Source organism: Streptomyces sp. NPDC058470 (assembly GCF_042721055.1).
In the GTDB taxonomy this organism is placed as follows: Bacteria; Actinomycetota; Actinomycetes; order Streptomycetales; family Streptomycetaceae; genus Streptomyces.
Genome location: NZ_JBHXMF010000001.1, coordinates 296,415 through 313,009 on the forward strand (window position 1 = coordinate 296,415; position 16,595 = coordinate 313,009).

The window sequence follows — 16,595 nt, forward strand, 5'->3', positions numbered from 1 at the left end:
GCAGCAGCAGTGACCAACATCCCCGAGACCGGTCGGACCCCACGGGTCCAGATCAGACTCGTCGTCATCCAGATTCTCGTACTCTCCCTCCTCGGCACCCTCGGCGGACGCCTCTGGTATCTCCAGATCCGCAACGGCGACGAGTACGCCAAGGAGGCCTCCGGCAACCACGTCCAGCAGGTCGTCAGTCCCGCCGTACGCGGCTCGATCCTCGACGCCCGCGGTGTGCCGATCGCCGACAACGAGACCCGCCTCGTGGTCTCCGCCTCGCGCACCGACCTGCTGAAGATGAAGGACGACGGCGAGGCCGTTCTCACCAAGCTCGCCGGCGTCCTCGGCATGAAGCCCCAGGACGTCATGGAGAAGGTCCGCCTCTGCGACGCCAAGACGCCGCAGCCGTGCTGGAACGGCTCGCCCTACCAGCCGATCCCCATCACCGACGAGGCCACCGCCAGGCAGGCCCTGCAGATCCGCGAGCGCTCCGAGGACTTCCCCGGCATCAGCGCCGAGCCCGAGGCCGTACGCCGCTACGCCGCCCCCGGCGGGGCCAACACCGCCCAGGTGCTCGGCTATCTCTCGCCCGTCACCGACGACGAGATCACCAAGGCCGAATCCACCGACTCGCCGTATCTGCGCTCCGACCAGGTGGGCCGCTCGGGCCTGGAGCGCCAGTACGACCAGGAACTGCGCGGCAAGGCGGGCGTCACCCGCTACGAGGTCGACAACCTCGGCCGCGTCATCGGCCAGGCCGAGAGCGACGCCGCCCAGCCCGGCTCGAACGTCGTCACCAGCATCGACGCCCGCGTGCAGAGCGTCGCCGAGTACGAGCTCAACGAGGCGATGAAGGTCGCCCGTACCCAGTTCGACAAGAACACCGGCGAGAACTACAAGGCGGACTCCGGGGCCGTCGTGGTGATGGAGGCCAAGACCGGCCGGGTCGTCGCCATGGCGTCCAACCCGACGTACGACCCGAACGCCTGGGTCGGCGGCATCTCCGGCAAGGACTACGCCTCCCTCACCGGCAAGAACTCCAACTACCCGCTGCTGAACCGCGCGATCCAGGGCCAGTCGGCCCCCGGCTCGATCTTCAAGGTCGTACCCACGGCCGCCGCCATCAACGCGGGCTACTCCTTCGACGGCCCCTACGAGTGCTCCAGCTCGTACTCCGTCGGCGGACAGGTCTTCAAGAACTTCGAGTCCAAGGGATACGGCCCGATCAGCCTCGGCCGGGCCCTGGAGGTCTCCTGCGACACCGTCTTCTACCGCCTCTCGCACGAGGAGTGGAAGAAGGACGGCGGCATCGACCCGAAGAAGAACCCCGACGACTGGTTCTACAAGACGGCCCACCAGTTCGGCCTCGGCGCGGAGACCGGCATCGACCTCCCGAACGAGGTCACCGGGCGCATCCCCGACCGCCAGTGGAAGGAAAGCTACTGGGAGGCCAACAAGGACGCCTGGTGCAAGTACGGCAAGAAGGGCGGCACGTACGCCGAGCAGATCGCGTACGAGAACTGCCTCGAAGGCAACAAGATGCGCGCCGGTGACTCCGTCAACTACTCCATCGGACAGGGCGACACCCTCGTCACACCGATACAGATGGCGGCGATCTACGGAGCAATCGCCAACGGCGGCACGCTGTACGAGCCCAGCGTCGGCAAGGCCATCGTCAGCGCGGACGGCAAGAGCGTCGAGGAGATCGAGCCCAAGGCGAACGGCAAGCTGCCGATGACCTCCAAGACGCGCGACGAGATAGACGGAGCCCTCGCGGGAGTCGCGACCACCGGTACGGCCGCCTGGCGTTTCGGCGGCTGGCCGCAGGACGAGATCCCGATGCACGCCAAGACGGGTACCGCCGAGGTCTACGGCAAGCAGACGACCTCATGGTTCGCCACGTACACCAAGGACTACACGGTCATCATGACCATCTCCCAGGGTGGTACGGGTTCCGGCGCCTCCGGCCCCGCCGTGCGCAACATCTACAACGCGCTCTACGGCGTCTCCCCGGACGGCAAGATCGACAACAAGAAGGCGCTGCTGCCCACCCCGCAGAAGAGCCTCCCGAAGATCCAGTCCGACGGTTCGATCGACGCTCCGAAGATCGAGAAGTACGCCCCGAAGAAGGACCAGGCCACCGAGCCCGCGGCGTTCACGGGGACGGACGGACAGCTGCCGGGGGCGACGACCTCGTCGCCGTCGGCGGAGAACCGTGACACCCGACGGCGCAGAGCCCGAGGCCGCGGGTGCGGCAGACGCAGGACGACCGGGAATCGGAGACTGCTCACATGACCGGCGCGAACAACTTCTCCGTCTCCGGGTACGGACCCGAACGCGGCAGCCTCTCGAGGCTGTTCGCCCGCGACTCGCTGGCCCGCCGGCTCGACTGGCCGATACTGTTTTCGGCCCTCGCGCTGTCGGTCATCGGCTCGGCCCTCGTCTACTCGGCCACCCGCAACCGCACCGAGATCAACCAGGGCGACCCGTACTACTTCCTGATCCGCCATCTCATGAACACCGGCATCGGCTTCGGCCTGATGGTCGGCACGGTCTGGCTGGGCCACCGCACCCTGCGCACGGCCGTCCCGATCCTGTACGGCCTCTCGGTCGCCCTGATCCTCGCGGTGCTGACCCCGCTGGGCGCCACGGTCAACGGCGCCCACGCGTGGATCGTGCTCGGCGGCGGCTTCTCGCTCCAGCCCTCCGAGTTCGTGAAGATCACGATCATCCTGGGCATGGCGATGCTCCTGGCGGCCCGCGTCGACGCGGGCGACAAGCTCTACCCCGACCACCGCACGGTCCTCCAGGCGCTCGGCCTGGCCACTGTGCCGATGCTCGTCGTCATGCTGATGCCCGACCTCGGTTCGGTCATGGTCATGGTCATCATCGTGCTGGGCGTACTCCTCGCCTCCGGCGCCTCCAACCGCTGGGTGTTCGGCCTGCTCGGGGCCGGCGCGCTCGGCGCGATCGCGGTCTGGCAGCTCAAGATCCTCGACGAGTACCAGATCAACCGCTTCGCCGCCTTCGCCAACCCCGAGCTCGACCCGGCCGGCGTCGGCTACAACACCAACCAGGCGCGTATCGCCATCGGTTCCGGCGGCCTCTTCGGCACCGGCCTCGGCAAGGGCTCGCAGACCACCGGCCAGTTCGTCCCCGAACAGCAGACGGACTTCGTCTTCACCGTCGCGGGCGAGGAACTGGGCTTCGTCGGCGCCGGGTTGATCCTGGTGCTCCTCGGCGTCATCCTGTGGCGCGCCTGCCGTATCGCCCGCGAGACGACCGAGCTGTACGGCACGATCGTCGCCGCCGGCATCATCGCCTGGTTCGCCTTCCAGTCCTTCGAGAACATCGGCATGACCCTCGGCATCATGCCGGTCGCGGGCTTGCCACTGCCCTTTGTGTCGTACGGCGGCTCGTCGATGTTCGCCGTATGGGTGGCCGTCGGGCTGTTGCAGTCGATCAGGGTGCAGCGGCCGATGTCGGCGTAGAGACGCCGTCCAAGCAGGCAGTCCCCTGCCGGAACCCGGCGCAGGCCTGGTTCCGGCAGGGGACTGCCCAGGGAACGGAATCGCGTCGCGTCTAGATTCAGTTCGTGACTCCGCCTCCCCGCAAGCGGGGCGGCTTCTCACTCGACTCATTCGAGCCTTATGACGGTCAAGCCCTGACCGCTGCCGTTGGCAGATGATTAACCTAGAAGACACCAGCAGTCGTTGCTGCGGTTGGGGCCGACGGTTCACTCGAAAGAAGGTCCGATGGCGGAGAGCAAGCGCGAGGTCGAACGGAAGTATGAAGGTTCCGTAACCGGTGACCACGCGAAACTGCCGGACCTTACCGGCGTCTCCGGGGTCTCGGGCGTCATCGACAAGGGCGTCGCCGAACTCGACGCCACCTACTACGACACGGCCGACCAGCGGCTCGCCGCCGCCTCCCTCACGCTGCGCCGCCGCACCGGTGGCGACGACGCGGGCTGGCACCTCAAACTCCCCGTCTCCGAAGGGGTACGTGACGAGATCCAGGCTCCGCTCTCCGACGACCTGCCCCCCGAGCTGACCGGCCTCGTACGCTCGCGGGTGCGCGAAGCCGAACTCGTCCCCCTCGTACGCCTGGTGTCGGCCCGCGTCATCCGCCACCTCGTCGACGACTCCGGCGCCCTGCTCGCAGAGGTCAGCCTCGACCGGGTGCGCGCCGAGCGGCTCAGCGGCGGCGAGGGCAGCACCGCCGAGTGGACCGAGATCGAGGTCGAGCTCGCGGACGACGGCGACCCCGCCTTCCTCGACAAGGTCGAGAAGAAGCTCCGCAAGGCGGGTCTGGCCCGTTCCTCGTCGGCGTCCAAGCTGGCGAAGGCGCTGGGGGAGACGGCGCCGAGGACGAAGGGCAAGAAGGCCAAGGCGCCCGCCGCGGAGAAGGAGCCCGTCAGCGCGGGCGACCACGTCCTCACCTACGTCCGCGCCCAGCGCGACGCGATCATCGAGCTGGACCCCGCCGTCCGGCGCGACCACCACGACTCGGTGCACAGCATGCGCGTCGCCACCCGCCGGATGCGCAGCGCGTTCCGCTCGTACGGCACGATCCTCGACCGTGCAGTCACCGATCCGATCGGCGACGAACTGAAGTGGCTGGCAGGCGAGTTGGGCGTCGACCGCGACCAGGAGGTGCTCACCGGGCGGCTGACGCAGGCCCTGCACAAGCTGCCGCGCAACCTGCTCTCCGGGCCCGTCCCCACCCGGCTGAGCAGCTGGTCACAGGCCCGTCGCGGCGGCTCCCGGCAGCGACTGATCGACGTACTCGACGGCGGGCGCTACCTCGACCTGCTGACCTCACTCGACGCAATCGTCGCGGATCCGCCGCTGCTCAAGGCGGCGGCAGACGCCCCGTCAACGGTGATCGCGAAGGCCGTACGCAAGGACTTCAAGAAGGTCTCCGACCTGATTGCGGAGGCTCTCGACCGCCCTTCCGGCGCCGACCGCGACTTCGCGATGCACGAGGCCCGCAAGAAGGCCAAGCGCACCCGGTACGCGGCCGAGGCCGCCACCCCCGCCCTGGGCACACCGGCCGCCGACCTGGTCAAGTCGATGAAGTCCCTGCAGGGCCTGCTCGGCGATCACCAGGACAGTGTGATGGCCCGCGAGGCGGTGCTCGAACTCGCGGCCGAGGCGTACGCGGCGGGGGAGAGCGCCTTCACGTACGGGGTGCTGTACGGGAGGGAGGAGCAGCGGGCGGCGGAGGCCGAGGCGGCGCTGCCGGAGGCCTGGGAGACGATCGGGGAACGGGCCGCGGTCTGATCACCACCTGTGCCCGGTCGGTCGGTGGATCGGCGGTGCGGGGTGTACCTCGGGCCGCGTTAGGCTGGATGACCGCTCCTGCCATACCTGAACCGCCTGCCTTGCCAGCTCGCCCTGTCAGCCCCCTCAGCTCACGAAGGTTCGCCAGATGCCAGCCGAATCGGTCTTCCCGCAGCTCGAAGCTCTGCTCCCGCATGTGCAGAAGCCGATCCAGTACGTCGGCGGAGAGCTCAACTCCACGGTGAAGCCCTGGGACACCTGTGACGTCCGCTGGGCGCTCATGTACCCGGACGCGTACGAGGTGGGGCTGCCCAACCAGGGCGTCATGATCCTCTACGAGGTACTGAACGAGCGCGAGGGCGTGCTCGCCGAGCGCACCTACAGCGTGTGGCCGGACCTCGAGGAGCTGATGCGGGAGCACAAGGTCCCGCAGTTCACGGTGGACAGCCACCGGCCGGTGAAGGCCTTCGACGTTTTCGGTCTGTCCTTCTCCACGGAGCTGGGCTACACGAACATGCTGACGGCGCTGGACCTGGCGGGGATCCCGCTGGAGTCCAAGGACCGCACGCTCGACGACCCGATCGTCCTCGCCGGCGGCCACGCGGCCTTCAACCCCGAGCCGATCGCCGACTTCATCGACGCGGTGATCATCGGCGACGGCGAGCAGGCCGTGCTCGACATGACGGACATCATCCGCGCCTGGAAGGCGGAGGGCAGGCCGGGCGGCCGCGAGGAGGTGCTGTTCCGCCTCGCGAAGACGGGGTCGGTGTACATCCCGGCGTTCTACGACGTGGAGTACCTCGCCGACGGCCGTATCGCGCGCGTCGTACCGAACAAGTCGGGCGTCCCGTGGCGGGTCAGCAAGCACACGGTCATGGACCTGGACGAGTGGCCGTACCCCAAGCAGCCGCTCGTCCCGCTCGCGGAGACGGTGCACGAGCGGATGTCGGTGGAGATCTTCCGCGGCTGCACGCGCGGCTGCCGGTTCTGCCAGGCGGGCATGATCACCCGCCCGGTGCGCGAGCGTTCGATCACGGGCATCGGCGACATGGTGGAGAAGGGCCTGAAGGCGACCGGCTTCGAGGAGGTGGGACTCCTCTCCCTCTCCTCCGCGGACCACTCGGAGATCGCCGACATCGCGAAGGGCCTGGCGGACCGGTACGAGGAGGACAAGATCGGCCTCTCGCTCCCCTCCACCCGCGTGGACGCCTTCAACGTGGACCTGGCGAACGAACTGACGCGCAACGGACGGAGGTCGGGTCTCACCTTCGCGCCGGAGGGCGGCTCGGAGCGCCTGCGCAAGGTCATCAACAAGATGGTCTCGGAAGAGGACCTGATCCGGACGGTGTCGACCGCCTACGGCAACGGCTGGCGCCAGGTGAAGTTGTACTTCATGTGCGGACTGCCGACGGAGACGGACGAGGACGTCCTGCAGATCGCCGACATGGCGATGAAGGTCATCGCCGAGGGCCGTAAGGTCTCCGGCCAGAACGACATCCGCTGCACGGTGTCCATCGGCGGCTTCGTGCCGAAGCCCCACACCCCGTTCCAGTGGGCCCCGCAGCTCTCCGCCGAGGAGACGGACGCCCGCCTCACCAAGCTCCGCGACAAGATCCGCGGCGACAAGAAGTACGGCCGCTCCATCGGCTTCCGCTACCACGACGGCAAGCCCGGCACCGTCGAGGGCCTGCTCTCCCGCGGTGACCGCCGTATCGGCGCCGTGATCCGCGCGGTCTACGAGGACGGCGGCCGCTTCGACGGCTGGCGCGAACACTTCTCCTACGACCGCTGGATGGCCTGCGCCGAGAAGACCCTCCCCGCCTTCGGCGTGGACGTCGCCTGGTACACCACCCGCGAGCGCACCTACGAGGAGGTCCTCCCCTGGGACCACCTCGACTCCGGCCTCGACAAGGACTGGCTCTGGGAGGACTGGCAGGACTCCCTCGACGAGACGGAGGTCGAGGACTGCCGGTGGACGCCTTGCTTTGATTGTGGGGTGTGTCCCGCCATGGACACGACAATTCAGATCGGGCCGACGGGCAGGAAGTTGTTGCCCTTGACGGTCAGCAAGCCTGCGGCGGTCGGCGGGCACAGTCACTGAGGTGAATGGGGAGCCGGTGCGTATGGCTGATGCACTGGCGCGGGCGGACGCGGATGACGTGGCCGGTGTGCCGACTGCTGTGGGTGCGTCGAGCTGTCGGTACCCGGCGCCGCAAGCTGCGCCGGGTACCGCTCCGCCGGGGCTCGGAGGCGCTGGGACATCCACTCCGAGGCGGATCGATGATCTGCTGACAGGCGAGCCTCTGTCGATGTTGACGCAGATGGCGTCGGCCACCGGGTAGAGGGACTGCGGGGGAGTCACCAGGTACGGAAGGCCGCATGATGTCCGCGTCGGATAGGGGAGCCGGATCCTCCTTGTTCACCGCGGTGAGCGCCTCGTCGCACTGGGGCCAGTCCCTCATCCGTAGCCCAGTAGCTCGTACGCTGACCGTCAGTAACTCCTCAGCAGTTCCCGGGCGGCCGTTTCCTCCATGGCGTCAGCGAGTGTCCACGAGTTCGTCACGGATGCCGGGGGCGTCGGCCTGGGGCAGGCCCGAGAGCCGGCGTGGTGGCAATGCATCCGATTCGGTGGCACAGGTCGCGTCGGGTGCCGGGCGGCGTCCGGCGGGTTGGTCCACGGGTGGTGGGGCTGGGATGGCACCCCCTGGTGGGGATGCCGAGCCGGGGCAGGCGCCGACCGGCGGGGTACACGTTCAACAGGTAGGCGCCGGTCCCGATGAACTCCTGCTGATTTACGACTCGTTGAAGGCGGGCTGCGTCGGCGGCACGTCGGTGCAGGTGTCGGCAGCCGGTTCGGCGCAGGCTACTTCTCGGAGGTTCCCGGGGGCAGGACCTTGTGGAAAGCGAACACCCCGACTGCTGCCACCACGACGTGCATGACGAGCAGCGCCACCACGCCCACGGCATTGGCGTGCGGCGAGTAGTCGCTGACCAGCAGGGCGAGGTCGGGGATGAAGGAGATCGCGAGCACGGCGGGGACGAGCTTGCGCAGCAGTGACTCCGGGTCCCCGGACCTGCGCCGGACGATGATCCAGCCGATGGCGCCGAAGGACAGGCCCAGCACGGTGAAGAAGACGAACGCGGATGCGTGGAGGGGCATGAAGTCGTCGGAGGCGCCGGCGCCGCGAGCGATGGCGGCGACGGCTGCTTCGATGATCGAGGACGCGACGATGGCGGCGAGCACGCCGCCGATGATGACGAGGCGTCCGGGCCGCCGTACGGCGGGGGCGGTTGTGGTCAGGTCGGGCACAGGGTGCTCCAGGGGTAGGCGTCAGCACGGAGCTGACTTGAACCGTCAAGCGAGCATACGAGGAGATCACTTGAAGCGTCAACTCAACTGGTCTGCGTCCATGCGTGAGGCCTCGATCTACTGACGAGCTTTCCGTGCGCCGGATTGTTCGCCCCCCGCCTTGCGGCTCAGCCCCTTCTGCCGCCGCCTGGGTTTCTCGGCGCGTGCAGGAATTTCGACGAACCTGCGGGCGGCGACCGGCGGGTGTGGGCCGCCCGGTCACCGGATGTGGTTGCCGGTCACTCGCCGGGATCAGATGTCAGCTTCGATGCCCTCGGCCCGGTAGCGCCGGTAGCGCCGGTAGCGTCTGTGGTGCACCTGCCTGCTCCGTGGTCCCCGTCCTGCTCGCGGCCGCTTCCGCCTGCGTGTCGTCGTCCCGGGCGTGTGCGGGGGTCGGCGTCGAGTCCGGCGTGAGCCTGTGTTCCTGGGGGAGGGGTACGGCGACCTCGCAGCGCGTAGCGCAAGCAGCTGAAGGAGCTCGCTCCGCCGTCCGCCGGAGTGACGCCCGAGTCGCCCTGAGTCGTCAGAGGTGTCCCGGTGAGGTCAGCCCTGCTGGGTGGGGCAGGCGTCGTTGTGGCCGATCGCGTCGTTGAGGCGGTGGCCGATCTCCCGGAGCTGCTTCTGCTGTGCCTTGGTCAGTGGGTCGAAGACCAGGCGGCGCACCTCGGTGACATGACTGGGGGCGGTCGCCACGACCTTGTCCCAGCCGGCGTCGGTGAGGACGGCCAGGGTGTAGCGTCCGTCGGCCGGGTCCGGTGTGCGGTAGACCCATTCCCGCTTTTCCAGCCGCTTGATCACGTGGGAGAGCCGGGAGAGCGACCCGTCCGCGAGCATGGCCAGCTCGCTCATCCGCGTGGTGCGGTCCGGCTTCTCGGACAGCACGGCAAGCGCCTGGTACTCGAAGTGGCTGATGCCCGCATCCCGCTGAAGCTGGGTGCCCAGCGCGGCCGGAAACCGGCTCATCAGGCTGGCCAACGCCAGCCAGGTCTCGCGTTCCTCGTCGTTCAGCCAGCGGGGCTCATCTGTGCTCATCCGCCCACCATAACTTGACGGATCAAGTCATAGGCAAGCAGGCGAGGTCCAGCGGCCGCAAGCTGAGCCAGCCCTGTTTTGACTTTAGGCGTCAAGTCAAACCGGCCTATCTTCGAATTGAACATGCAAGTCATTTGAGTAGGGAAGTCCCTGTGAACATCACACTGTGGATCATCGCGAGCGTGCTCGCGGCCGTCGGCGCCCTCAAGGTCGACATCGGAGACCGCTGCCCGCTCGACGACATCGCCAAGGCCCACGACCGCGTCGACGCCGGCGGGCGAGGGCGCGTACTGGTCACCGGCCCCAAGGGGTAGGGGTGAGTTCCCGTGGCAGGGTTCTCGTCCCGGCAGGCTGATGCGATGCCACAGCCGGCGACGCCACGGGGAGTTCGAGGACGTGCGGGGCGGAAAGTTGCGTTACTGGGTCCGAGCAGAGCGCATCCAGACAGCGGTTTGAGGCGTCTACGTCGGTATGGATCTGGAGAAAACGCCCGTTGAGCGGCCGGCACCGCAGGCGCAGGCCGAGGGGTGCCTCGCGGTCGCGATCCGTATCCCGGTACGGATCGTGGTGCTCGTGCTGGTCCTGCCGGTGCGGATGGTGTGGGACGCGCTGGTCGTCGGCGGCCGGTTTCTGCGGGACTACGCGCTGCGGCCGGTGGGGCGGGCGCTGGCGTGGGTGGCGTGGGCACTGTTCGTCTGGCCGTGCGTGACGGTGTGGCGGTATGTCGTCGTGCCGGTCGCGAAGGCGGCCGGGTGGCTCGCGTATGTCCTGGTCGTGGCGCCGCTGGTGTGGATCTACCGGAGCGTGCTGACGCCGATCGGGCATGCGGTCGCCTGGCTTGCCCGGGGCATCGGGGCCGGGATCGGTTGGGTGTTGCGGGGGATCGGGGCCGGGATCGGTTGGGTGTTGCGGGGGATCGGTGCCGGGATCGGCTGGGTGTACGCGTGGGTGCTCACGCCCGTCGGGCATGCGGTCGCCTGGCTGGGCAGGGGCGTGGGGATGGTACTCGCGGCTGTTGGGACCGGGCTGTACACCACCGTCGCGTGGCTGGTCCGCCATCTGTTCGTCGTACCGGGGGTGTGGCTGTACGAGTGGGTTCTCGCGCCCGTCGGGAGGGGGATCGCCTGGACCGTGCGGGGGCTCGGGTGGCTCGTCCGGATGATCTTCACCGGGATCGGGCTCGCGTGTTACTGGACCCTGCGTGTGCTGCTGGTGCTTCCCGCGCTCGCCGTGTGGCGGTGGGTGCTCGTGCCGGTCGGGCGCGTGCTGGCCGTCATCGGGCGGGAGGTCGGTACGGCACTCGGGCACGCCTGGCGCGTCGCCGGGTACATCTCGCTCGCCGTCGGGAGGTTCCTCGGGCGACTCTTCCGGTGGATCTTCGTGGAGCCGGTGCGATGGGTGTACCAGGCCGTCCTGACGCCCGTCGGGCATGCCGTCCGCGACACGGTCCTGCGGCCGGCCGCGGAGGCCGCGCGCAGCGTGGGTCGGGTGACGCGGCAGGCCCTCGCAGCCGCCCGGGAGTCCGCCCGGCAGGCCCGCGCCGACTTCCGGCGGATGCTCTTCGGGACGCCGGGAGAGCCCGAGCCGGTGCCGCGAGAGCCCGCGCCCGCCGCCCTCGTCGGCTCCGGACGGGAACCGGGAGCCGACGAGACACGTACTCTAGGTAGAAGTAAGACCGCTCTCACGAAGGACTGAACGACACTGGGCAAGCGACAGCCCGAAGGCCCGCCGCCCGCACCCGCGGTGCAGCGCATCCGACTGCGCTACACCAAGCGCGGCCGCCTCCGGTTCACCAGCCACCGTGACTTCCAGCGCGCCTTCGAGCGTGCGTTGCGCCGTGCCGAGGTTCCGATGGCGTACTCGGCGGGGTTCACGCCGCATCCGAAGGTGTCGTACGCCAATGCCGCACCCACCGGCACGGGCAGTGAGGCGGAGTACCTGGAGATCGCGCTCACCGAGGCGCGTGACCCGGACAAGCTGCGTGATCTCCTCGACGAGTCGATGCCTGTCGGGCTCGACATCATCGAGGCGGTAGAGGCCCGGACGTCCGGGCTCGCCGACCGGCTCACCGCTTCTGTCTGGGAGCTGCGCCTCGACGGCGTGGACCCTGCGGACGCGGAGCGTGCGGTCGAGGCCTTCAAGGCGGCGGATGTCGTCGAGGTGCAGCGCAAGGCCAAGAACGGCATCAGGACGTTCGACGCCCGCTCCGCCGTGGCAAGCCTCGAAACAACGAGCAGTGAAGCAAGCAGTGAAGCAAGCATTGAGATGAACAGTGGGACGAACAGTCCACACGCTGATAGGTCGAGCGACCAGGCCTGTGCGATACTGCGGCTGGTTGTTCGGCACGTGACGCCTGCCGTTCGACCCGACGACGTCCTGTCCGGTCTTCGCGCCGTGGCCGACCTGGCGCCGCCGGTCGCCGCTTCGGTGACCAGGCTGGCGCAGGGGCTGTTCGATGAAGAGACCGGCACGGTGACCGACCCGCTCGCGCCCGACCGCGAGGCAGTCACGGCAGCCCCAGCCGATCGCACCGGGGTCGCCACAGCTGCCGCCGCGTTGGCGCCGGTGCCGGTAGGTACCGCGTAAGGACAGATGTCGTAGCGCCGCCCTCGTACTCGGGAGCCACCTGGGTCGGGCAGCGCACCGACCACAAGACTTTCGCCAGGCCGTACGCACCAATGGCGTACGGAACCGGCGAGACAGGACACAGAGAGCTCCCGTGCGGCGCCCGCGCCCCGGACGGCGGCACCGCGCATCGCGCGAGCCGCGGACGTCACCGGCACCGCCGGACCAGGTGCGGCGCCCGGGAGCCTGACGGGAGATCCACCCGCATGCTCGAACCGACCGAACCCATCGAGGGTTCCAACAACAACGACACCCCCAGCGACACCCTGCCGCCGCGGCGCCGCCGCCGCGCAGCGTCGCGCCCCGCCGGCCCGCCCACGGGCGCCGCCGAAGCCGCGGCCGAGACCACCGCGCCGGCCATACCGGCCGTGGCGTCCGCCGACCTCGCGGAGGAGGCGGACGAGACAGCAGTGGTTGAAGCGGTTGAAGAGACCGATGAGGCCGATGAGGCGGTGGCGGTTGCTGAAACCGCCGTCGATGACGCCGCGCCGCGTCGTGCTCGTCGTCGTGCCACCCGTCGGGTGTCCGCGCCCGCCGGTGCCGCGGAGACGGCTGAGGCTGCCGAGGTGGCCGAGACCGTGGTACCGGCGGTGACGGCCGAGGCCGCGCCCGCCGAGACCCCCACTGCCGTGGTGGAACTTGAGGAGGCTGCTTCCGGCGGTCGTCCGCGTCGTCGTGCGACCCGCCGTGCCTCCGCGCCCACCGGCACGCCCAGGGCGGCCGAGACCGCGCAGGCGGCCGAGACCGTCGAAGAGCCGGTGACCGTCGAAGAGCCGGTGATCGCCGTCGTCGAGCCCGAGGACACGGACACCGCTCCCACCGCCGAGGAAGTCACCCCTCGCCGTACCAGCCGACGTCGCGCCACCCGGCGCGTCTCCGCACCCGCCGGTGTGCCCGAGGGCGACACCGGCGACGAGCGTGTGGAGGCGCCCGTGACCAGCGAGACCCAGCCCGAGGAGCCCGCGCAGGCCGAGTCCGTGCAGACGGAGGTCGCGCAGGCCGAGGACGAGGCCCCGCGTCGGGGCCGCCGTCGCGCCACCCGCAAGGCCGCCGTCGGTTTCTCCGCGCCCGCGCCGAAGGAGGCCGAGTCGGCGCGCAACCCCGCGCGTCCGGCCGTCGCCGTGTTCCAGGCGCCCGTGTTCACCGAGCCGATGTTCCAGACGCCGGAGCGGGCCGCCGCCGCGGCTGCCGCCGAGGCGGTGGAAGAGGTCGAGGAGGTTCCGGAGCTCGTCGAGGCCCCCGTGGCCCGGCAGGCTCGCAGGGCCGCCGCCGCTCCGCAGGTTCGCGAGGCCGTCGTAGCCCCCGAGGCCGTCGAGGCCGTCGAGGAGGAGACGGGGTCGCGTCGACGCCGTCGCCGCCGTGCCGTCGAGGAGGAGCCCGCGGCCCCGGAGCCCACCACCGACGAGGTGGAGGAGCCCGAGGACGGCGAGTCCGCCGAGGACGCAGCCGACGGTGATGAGGGTGACGAGGAGTCCGCGGGCTCCCGCCGCCGTCGCCGCCGCGGAGGCCGTCGCCGCCGTCGTGGCGAGTCCGCCGAGTCGGACGGCGAGTCCGGCGACGACGACTACGCCGCCGAGCAGGTCGCGCAGGACGCCGAGGACACCGCCGAGCAGATCGAGGACGACGCCGAAGAGGGCGACGAGCGGGATGAGCCGGGCGGTTCCGGCTCCAGCAGCAGCCGGCGCCGTCGGCGTCGTCGCCGTCGCGCCGGGGACTCGGGCACCGATGCCGAGCCCACCGGGAACGACCCCGAGCGCACTGTCGTCAAGGTCCGGGAGCCCCGCCCCAGCAAGCGGGACGAGCACCCGTCCGACGAGGTGCAGTCCATCAAGGGCTCGACCCGCCTCGAAGCCAAGAAGCAGCGTCGCCGCGAGGGGCGCGAGCAGGGCCGCCGGCGCGTTCCGATCATCACCGAGGCCGAGTTCCTGGCCCGCCGTGAGGCCGTCGAGCGGGTGATGGTCGTCCGCCAGAGCGGCGAGCGCACCCAGATCGGCGTCCTTGAGGACAACGTGCTCGTCGAGCACTACGTCAACAAGGAGCAGTCGACCTCGTACGTCGGCAACGTCTACCTCGGCAAGGTGCAGAACGTCCTGCCGTCGATGGAGGCCGCCTTCATCGACATCGGCAAGGGCCGCAACGCCGTGCTGTACGCCGGTGAGGTCAACTTCGAGGCGCTCGGCATGTCCAACGGGCCGCGCCGTATCGAGAGCGCGCTGAAGTCCGGTCAGTCGGTGCTCGTGCAGGTCACGAAGGACCCGATCGGCCACAAGGGCGCCCGCCTCACCAGCCAGGTGTCCCTCCCCGGCCGCTACCTGGTCTACGTGCCCGAGGGCTCGATGACCGGCATCAGCCGCAAGCTGCCGGACACCGAGCGCGCCCGTCTGAAGACCATCCTCAAGAAGATCGTCCCCGAGGACGCGGGCGTCATCGTGCGCACCGCCGCCGAGGGCGCGAGCGAGGACGAACTGCGCCGTGACGTCGAGCGGCTGCAGGGGCAGTGGGAGGACATCCAGAAGAAGTCGAAGAGCGGCGGCGCCTCGAACGCGCCGACTCTGCTCTACGGCGAGCCGGACATGACCGTCCGTGTCGTCCGCGACATCTTCAACGAGGACTTCACCAAGGTCATCGTCAGCGGCGAGGAGGCCTGGGAGACCATCCACGGATACGTCGCCCATGTCGCGCCCGACCTGACCGACCGTCTGTCGAAGTGGACCTCCGAGGTCGACGTCTTCGCGACGTACCGGATCGACGAGCAGCTGATGAAGGCGCTGGACCGCAAGGTCTGGCTGCCCAGCGGCGGTTCGCTGGTGATCGACAAGACCGAGGCGATGGTCGTCGTCGACGTCAACACCGGCAAGTTCACCGGCCAGGGCGGCAACCTCGAAGAGACCGTGACCAGGAACAACCTGGAAGCGGCCGAGGAGATCGTGCGCCAGCTCCGGCTGCGCGACCTGGGCGGCATCGTCGTCATCGACTTCATCGACATGGTCCTGGAGTCCAACAGGGATCTGGTGCTGCGGCGCCTCCTCGAATGCCTGGGACGCGACCGTACGAAGCACCAGGTGGCGGAGGTGACCTCGCTGGGCCTCGTCCAGATGACGCGCAAGCGCGTCGGACAGGGTCTGCTGGAGTCCTTCTCCGAGACCTGCGTCCACTGCAACGGCCGCGGTGTCATCGTGCACATGGAGCAGCCCACCTCCGTCGGAGGCGGCGGCAAGCGCAAGAAGCGCGGCCGGGGCGGTTCCGAGCAGGAGCACACGCACGACCACGACCACGAGCATGACCACGAGATCCTGCCCACGGAGACCGCCGAGGCCGAGGCCCTGGACGAGATCGAGAGCGAGGCCGAGCTCGCCGCCGAGGTCGCCGCGCCCGTGCCCTTCGCCCAGCCGGAATTCGTACCCGACGAGGACCTGTACAGCAGTGCCGCCGAGGCGGAGGCCGCGGCTTCCCGTGGGCGTCCGCGTCGCCGGGCGACCCGGCGCGCATCGGCCCCCGCGGGTGCGCCCAGGGGCGAGGAGCGGGCTCCCCGGAGTCGGCGTGAGGAGCGGGCGGCCAAGTCCCGCGATGCCGCCGAGGCCGAGCCGGTCGCGGTCGAGGACCCGGTCGTCGAGGCGCCGGCCGCGCAGGCTGCTCCGGTCGTCGAGGCTCCCGTTGCCGAGGCTCCGGCCGTGCAGGTGACCGAGGCCACTGAGGCCCCCGTCGCCGCCGTACAGGAGGACGAGGCCGCTCCCAAGGGCCGTACGCGGCGTCGTGCGACCCGGAAGGTGTCGGCTCCGGCCGGTTCGCCGAAGGTGGCGGAGGAGACCGTGGTGACGGTCACGGAGCCGGTCGCGGCGCCCGCCGCGGAGGAGCCGAAGCCCGTCGCCGAGCAGGCCGCCGAGGCGCCCGTCGAGAGCGGCGCCCCGGCCCGCCCGCGTCGTCGCGCCGTCCGCAAGGCCACCGCGCCCACCGCGTCCGAGGAGGCGGCCGTCGTGGTCGTCCCGTCGGTCTCGGTGGAGACGGTGACCGAGACGGACGATGCCGACGCGGACGCTCCGGCCAGTAACGCGGCCGCCCGCAAGACCGCCAAGAAGGTGACGGCGAAGAAGGCCGTCACCAAGAAGGCGGCGGCCAAGAAGACGGTTGCGAAGAAGACCACCGCGAAGAAGACGACCACCAAGAAGGCGGCGTCGAAGAAGACAGCGGCGGCCGAGCAGCAGGAGCAGCCGACGGTGTCGGCGCTCACGGAGGACTGAGCGACCCCCTCGCGAGCGCGAGACCGAGGGCGCCGTGCGACACGGCGGAAGAACGGCGGTGGCCCGCCCGGTGCC

10 protein-coding genes are annotated in these 16,595 nt (G+C 69.8%); 8 read left to right on the top strand and 2 right to left on the bottom strand.

Annotated elements, in window-relative coordinates; all coding sequences use genetic code 11:
- Positions 1-9: 9 nt before the first annotated feature.
- The 4 genes from mrdA to ACFWP7_RS01340 all read left to right on the top strand — a co-directional run bounded on the left by mrdA (position 10) and on the right by ACFWP7_RS01340 (position 7,377).
- Complete coding sequence (gene mrdA / locus ACFWP7_RS01325; RefSeq protein WP_384374051.1) at positions 10-2,286, top strand: penicillin-binding protein 2; 2,277 nt, start codon at positions 10-12, stop codon at positions 2,284-2,286.
- Positions 2,283-3,482, top strand: coding sequence for a rod shape-determining protein RodA (gene rodA / locus ACFWP7_RS01330; protein ID WP_384374054.1), 1,200 nt, complete (start codon positions 2,283-2,285; stop codon positions 3,480-3,482). The genes mrdA and rodA overlap by 4 nt, the downstream gene beginning before the upstream one ends.
- Before the next feature lie 264 nt (positions 3,483-3,746).
- Complete coding sequence (locus ACFWP7_RS01335) at positions 3,747-5,276, top strand: CHAD domain-containing protein (protein WP_384374057.1); 1,530 nt, start codon at positions 3,747-3,749, stop codon at positions 5,274-5,276.
- A gap of 148 nt (positions 5,277-5,424) precedes the next feature.
- On the top strand, positions 5,425-7,377 hold the full coding sequence (locus ACFWP7_RS01340) for a TIGR03960 family B12-binding radical SAM protein (protein WP_384374060.1): 1,953 nt from the start codon (positions 5,425-5,427) through the stop codon (positions 7,375-7,377).
- A gap of 762 nt (positions 7,378-8,139) precedes the next feature.
- Here the strand turns inward: ACFWP7_RS01340 and ACFWP7_RS01345 are convergent.
- Both ACFWP7_RS01345 and ACFWP7_RS01350 read right to left on the bottom strand, forming a co-directional pair.
- Positions 8,140-8,586, bottom strand: a complete 447-nt coding sequence (locus tag ACFWP7_RS01345) for a DUF6069 family protein (RefSeq protein WP_384374063.1) — start codon at positions 8,584-8,586, stop codon at positions 8,140-8,142.
- Positions 8,587-9,168: 582 nt separating this feature from the next.
- The gene (locus tag ACFWP7_RS01350) at positions 9,169-9,657 is read right to left on the bottom strand and encodes a MarR family winged helix-turn-helix transcriptional regulator (protein WP_384374066.1); all 489 of its coding nucleotides are present in this window, start codon (positions 9,655-9,657) and stop codon (positions 9,169-9,171) included.
- Between the two features lie 152 nt (positions 9,658-9,809).
- Between ACFWP7_RS01350 and ACFWP7_RS01355 the strand changes: the two genes are divergently transcribed.
- The 4 genes from ACFWP7_RS01355 to ACFWP7_RS01370 all read left to right on the top strand — a co-directional run bounded on the left by ACFWP7_RS01355 (position 9,810) and on the right by ACFWP7_RS01370 (position 16,520).
- Positions 9,810-9,971, top strand: a complete 162-nt coding sequence (locus tag ACFWP7_RS01355; RefSeq protein WP_384374068.1) for a hypothetical protein — start codon at positions 9,810-9,812, stop codon at positions 9,969-9,971.
- 157 nt (positions 9,972-10,128) lie between these two features.
- Entirely contained in the window at positions 10,129-11,352 is a 1,224-nt protein-coding gene (locus ACFWP7_RS01360; RefSeq protein WP_384374071.1) for a hypothetical protein, read from the top strand.
- A gap of 48 nt (positions 11,353-11,400) precedes the next feature.
- Positions 11,401-12,243: a TIGR03936 family radical SAM-associated protein gene (locus ACFWP7_RS01365; RefSeq protein WP_384374074.1), complete on the top strand. Its 843-nt coding sequence runs from the start codon at positions 11,401-11,403 to the stop codon at positions 12,241-12,243.
- Between the two features lie 245 nt (positions 12,244-12,488).
- Positions 12,489-16,520 carry an Rne/Rng family ribonuclease gene (locus ACFWP7_RS01370; protein WP_384374077.1) on the top strand — a complete coding sequence of 1,344 codons (4,032 nt, stop codon included), beginning with the start codon at positions 12,489-12,491 and terminating at the stop codon, positions 16,518-16,520.
- Positions 16,521-16,595: the final 75 nt, after the last annotated feature.

Bases quoted from the DNA above. Each gene is read 5' to 3' on its own strand.
- rodA (WP_384374054.1), top strand. From the start codon at position 2,283: ATGACCGGCGCGAACAACTTCTCCGTCTCCGGGTACGGACCCGAACGC.
- ACFWP7_RS01335 (WP_384374057.1), top strand. From the start codon at position 3,747: ATGGCGGAGAGCAAGCGCGAGGTCGAACGGAAGTATGAAGGTTCCGTA.
- ACFWP7_RS01340 (WP_384374060.1), top strand. From the start codon at position 5,425: ATGCCAGCCGAATCGGTCTTCCCGCAGCTCGAAGCTCTGCTCCCGCAT.
- ACFWP7_RS01350 (WP_384374066.1), bottom strand. From the start codon at position 9,657: ATGAGCACAGATGAGCCCCGCTGGCTGAACGACGAGGAACGCGAGACC.
- ACFWP7_RS01360 (WP_384374071.1), top strand. From the start codon at position 10,129: ATGGATCTGGAGAAAACGCCCGTTGAGCGGCCGGCACCGCAGGCGCAG.
- ACFWP7_RS01370 (WP_384374077.1), top strand. From the start codon at position 12,489: ATGCTCGAACCGACCGAACCCATCGAGGGTTCCAACAACAACGACACC.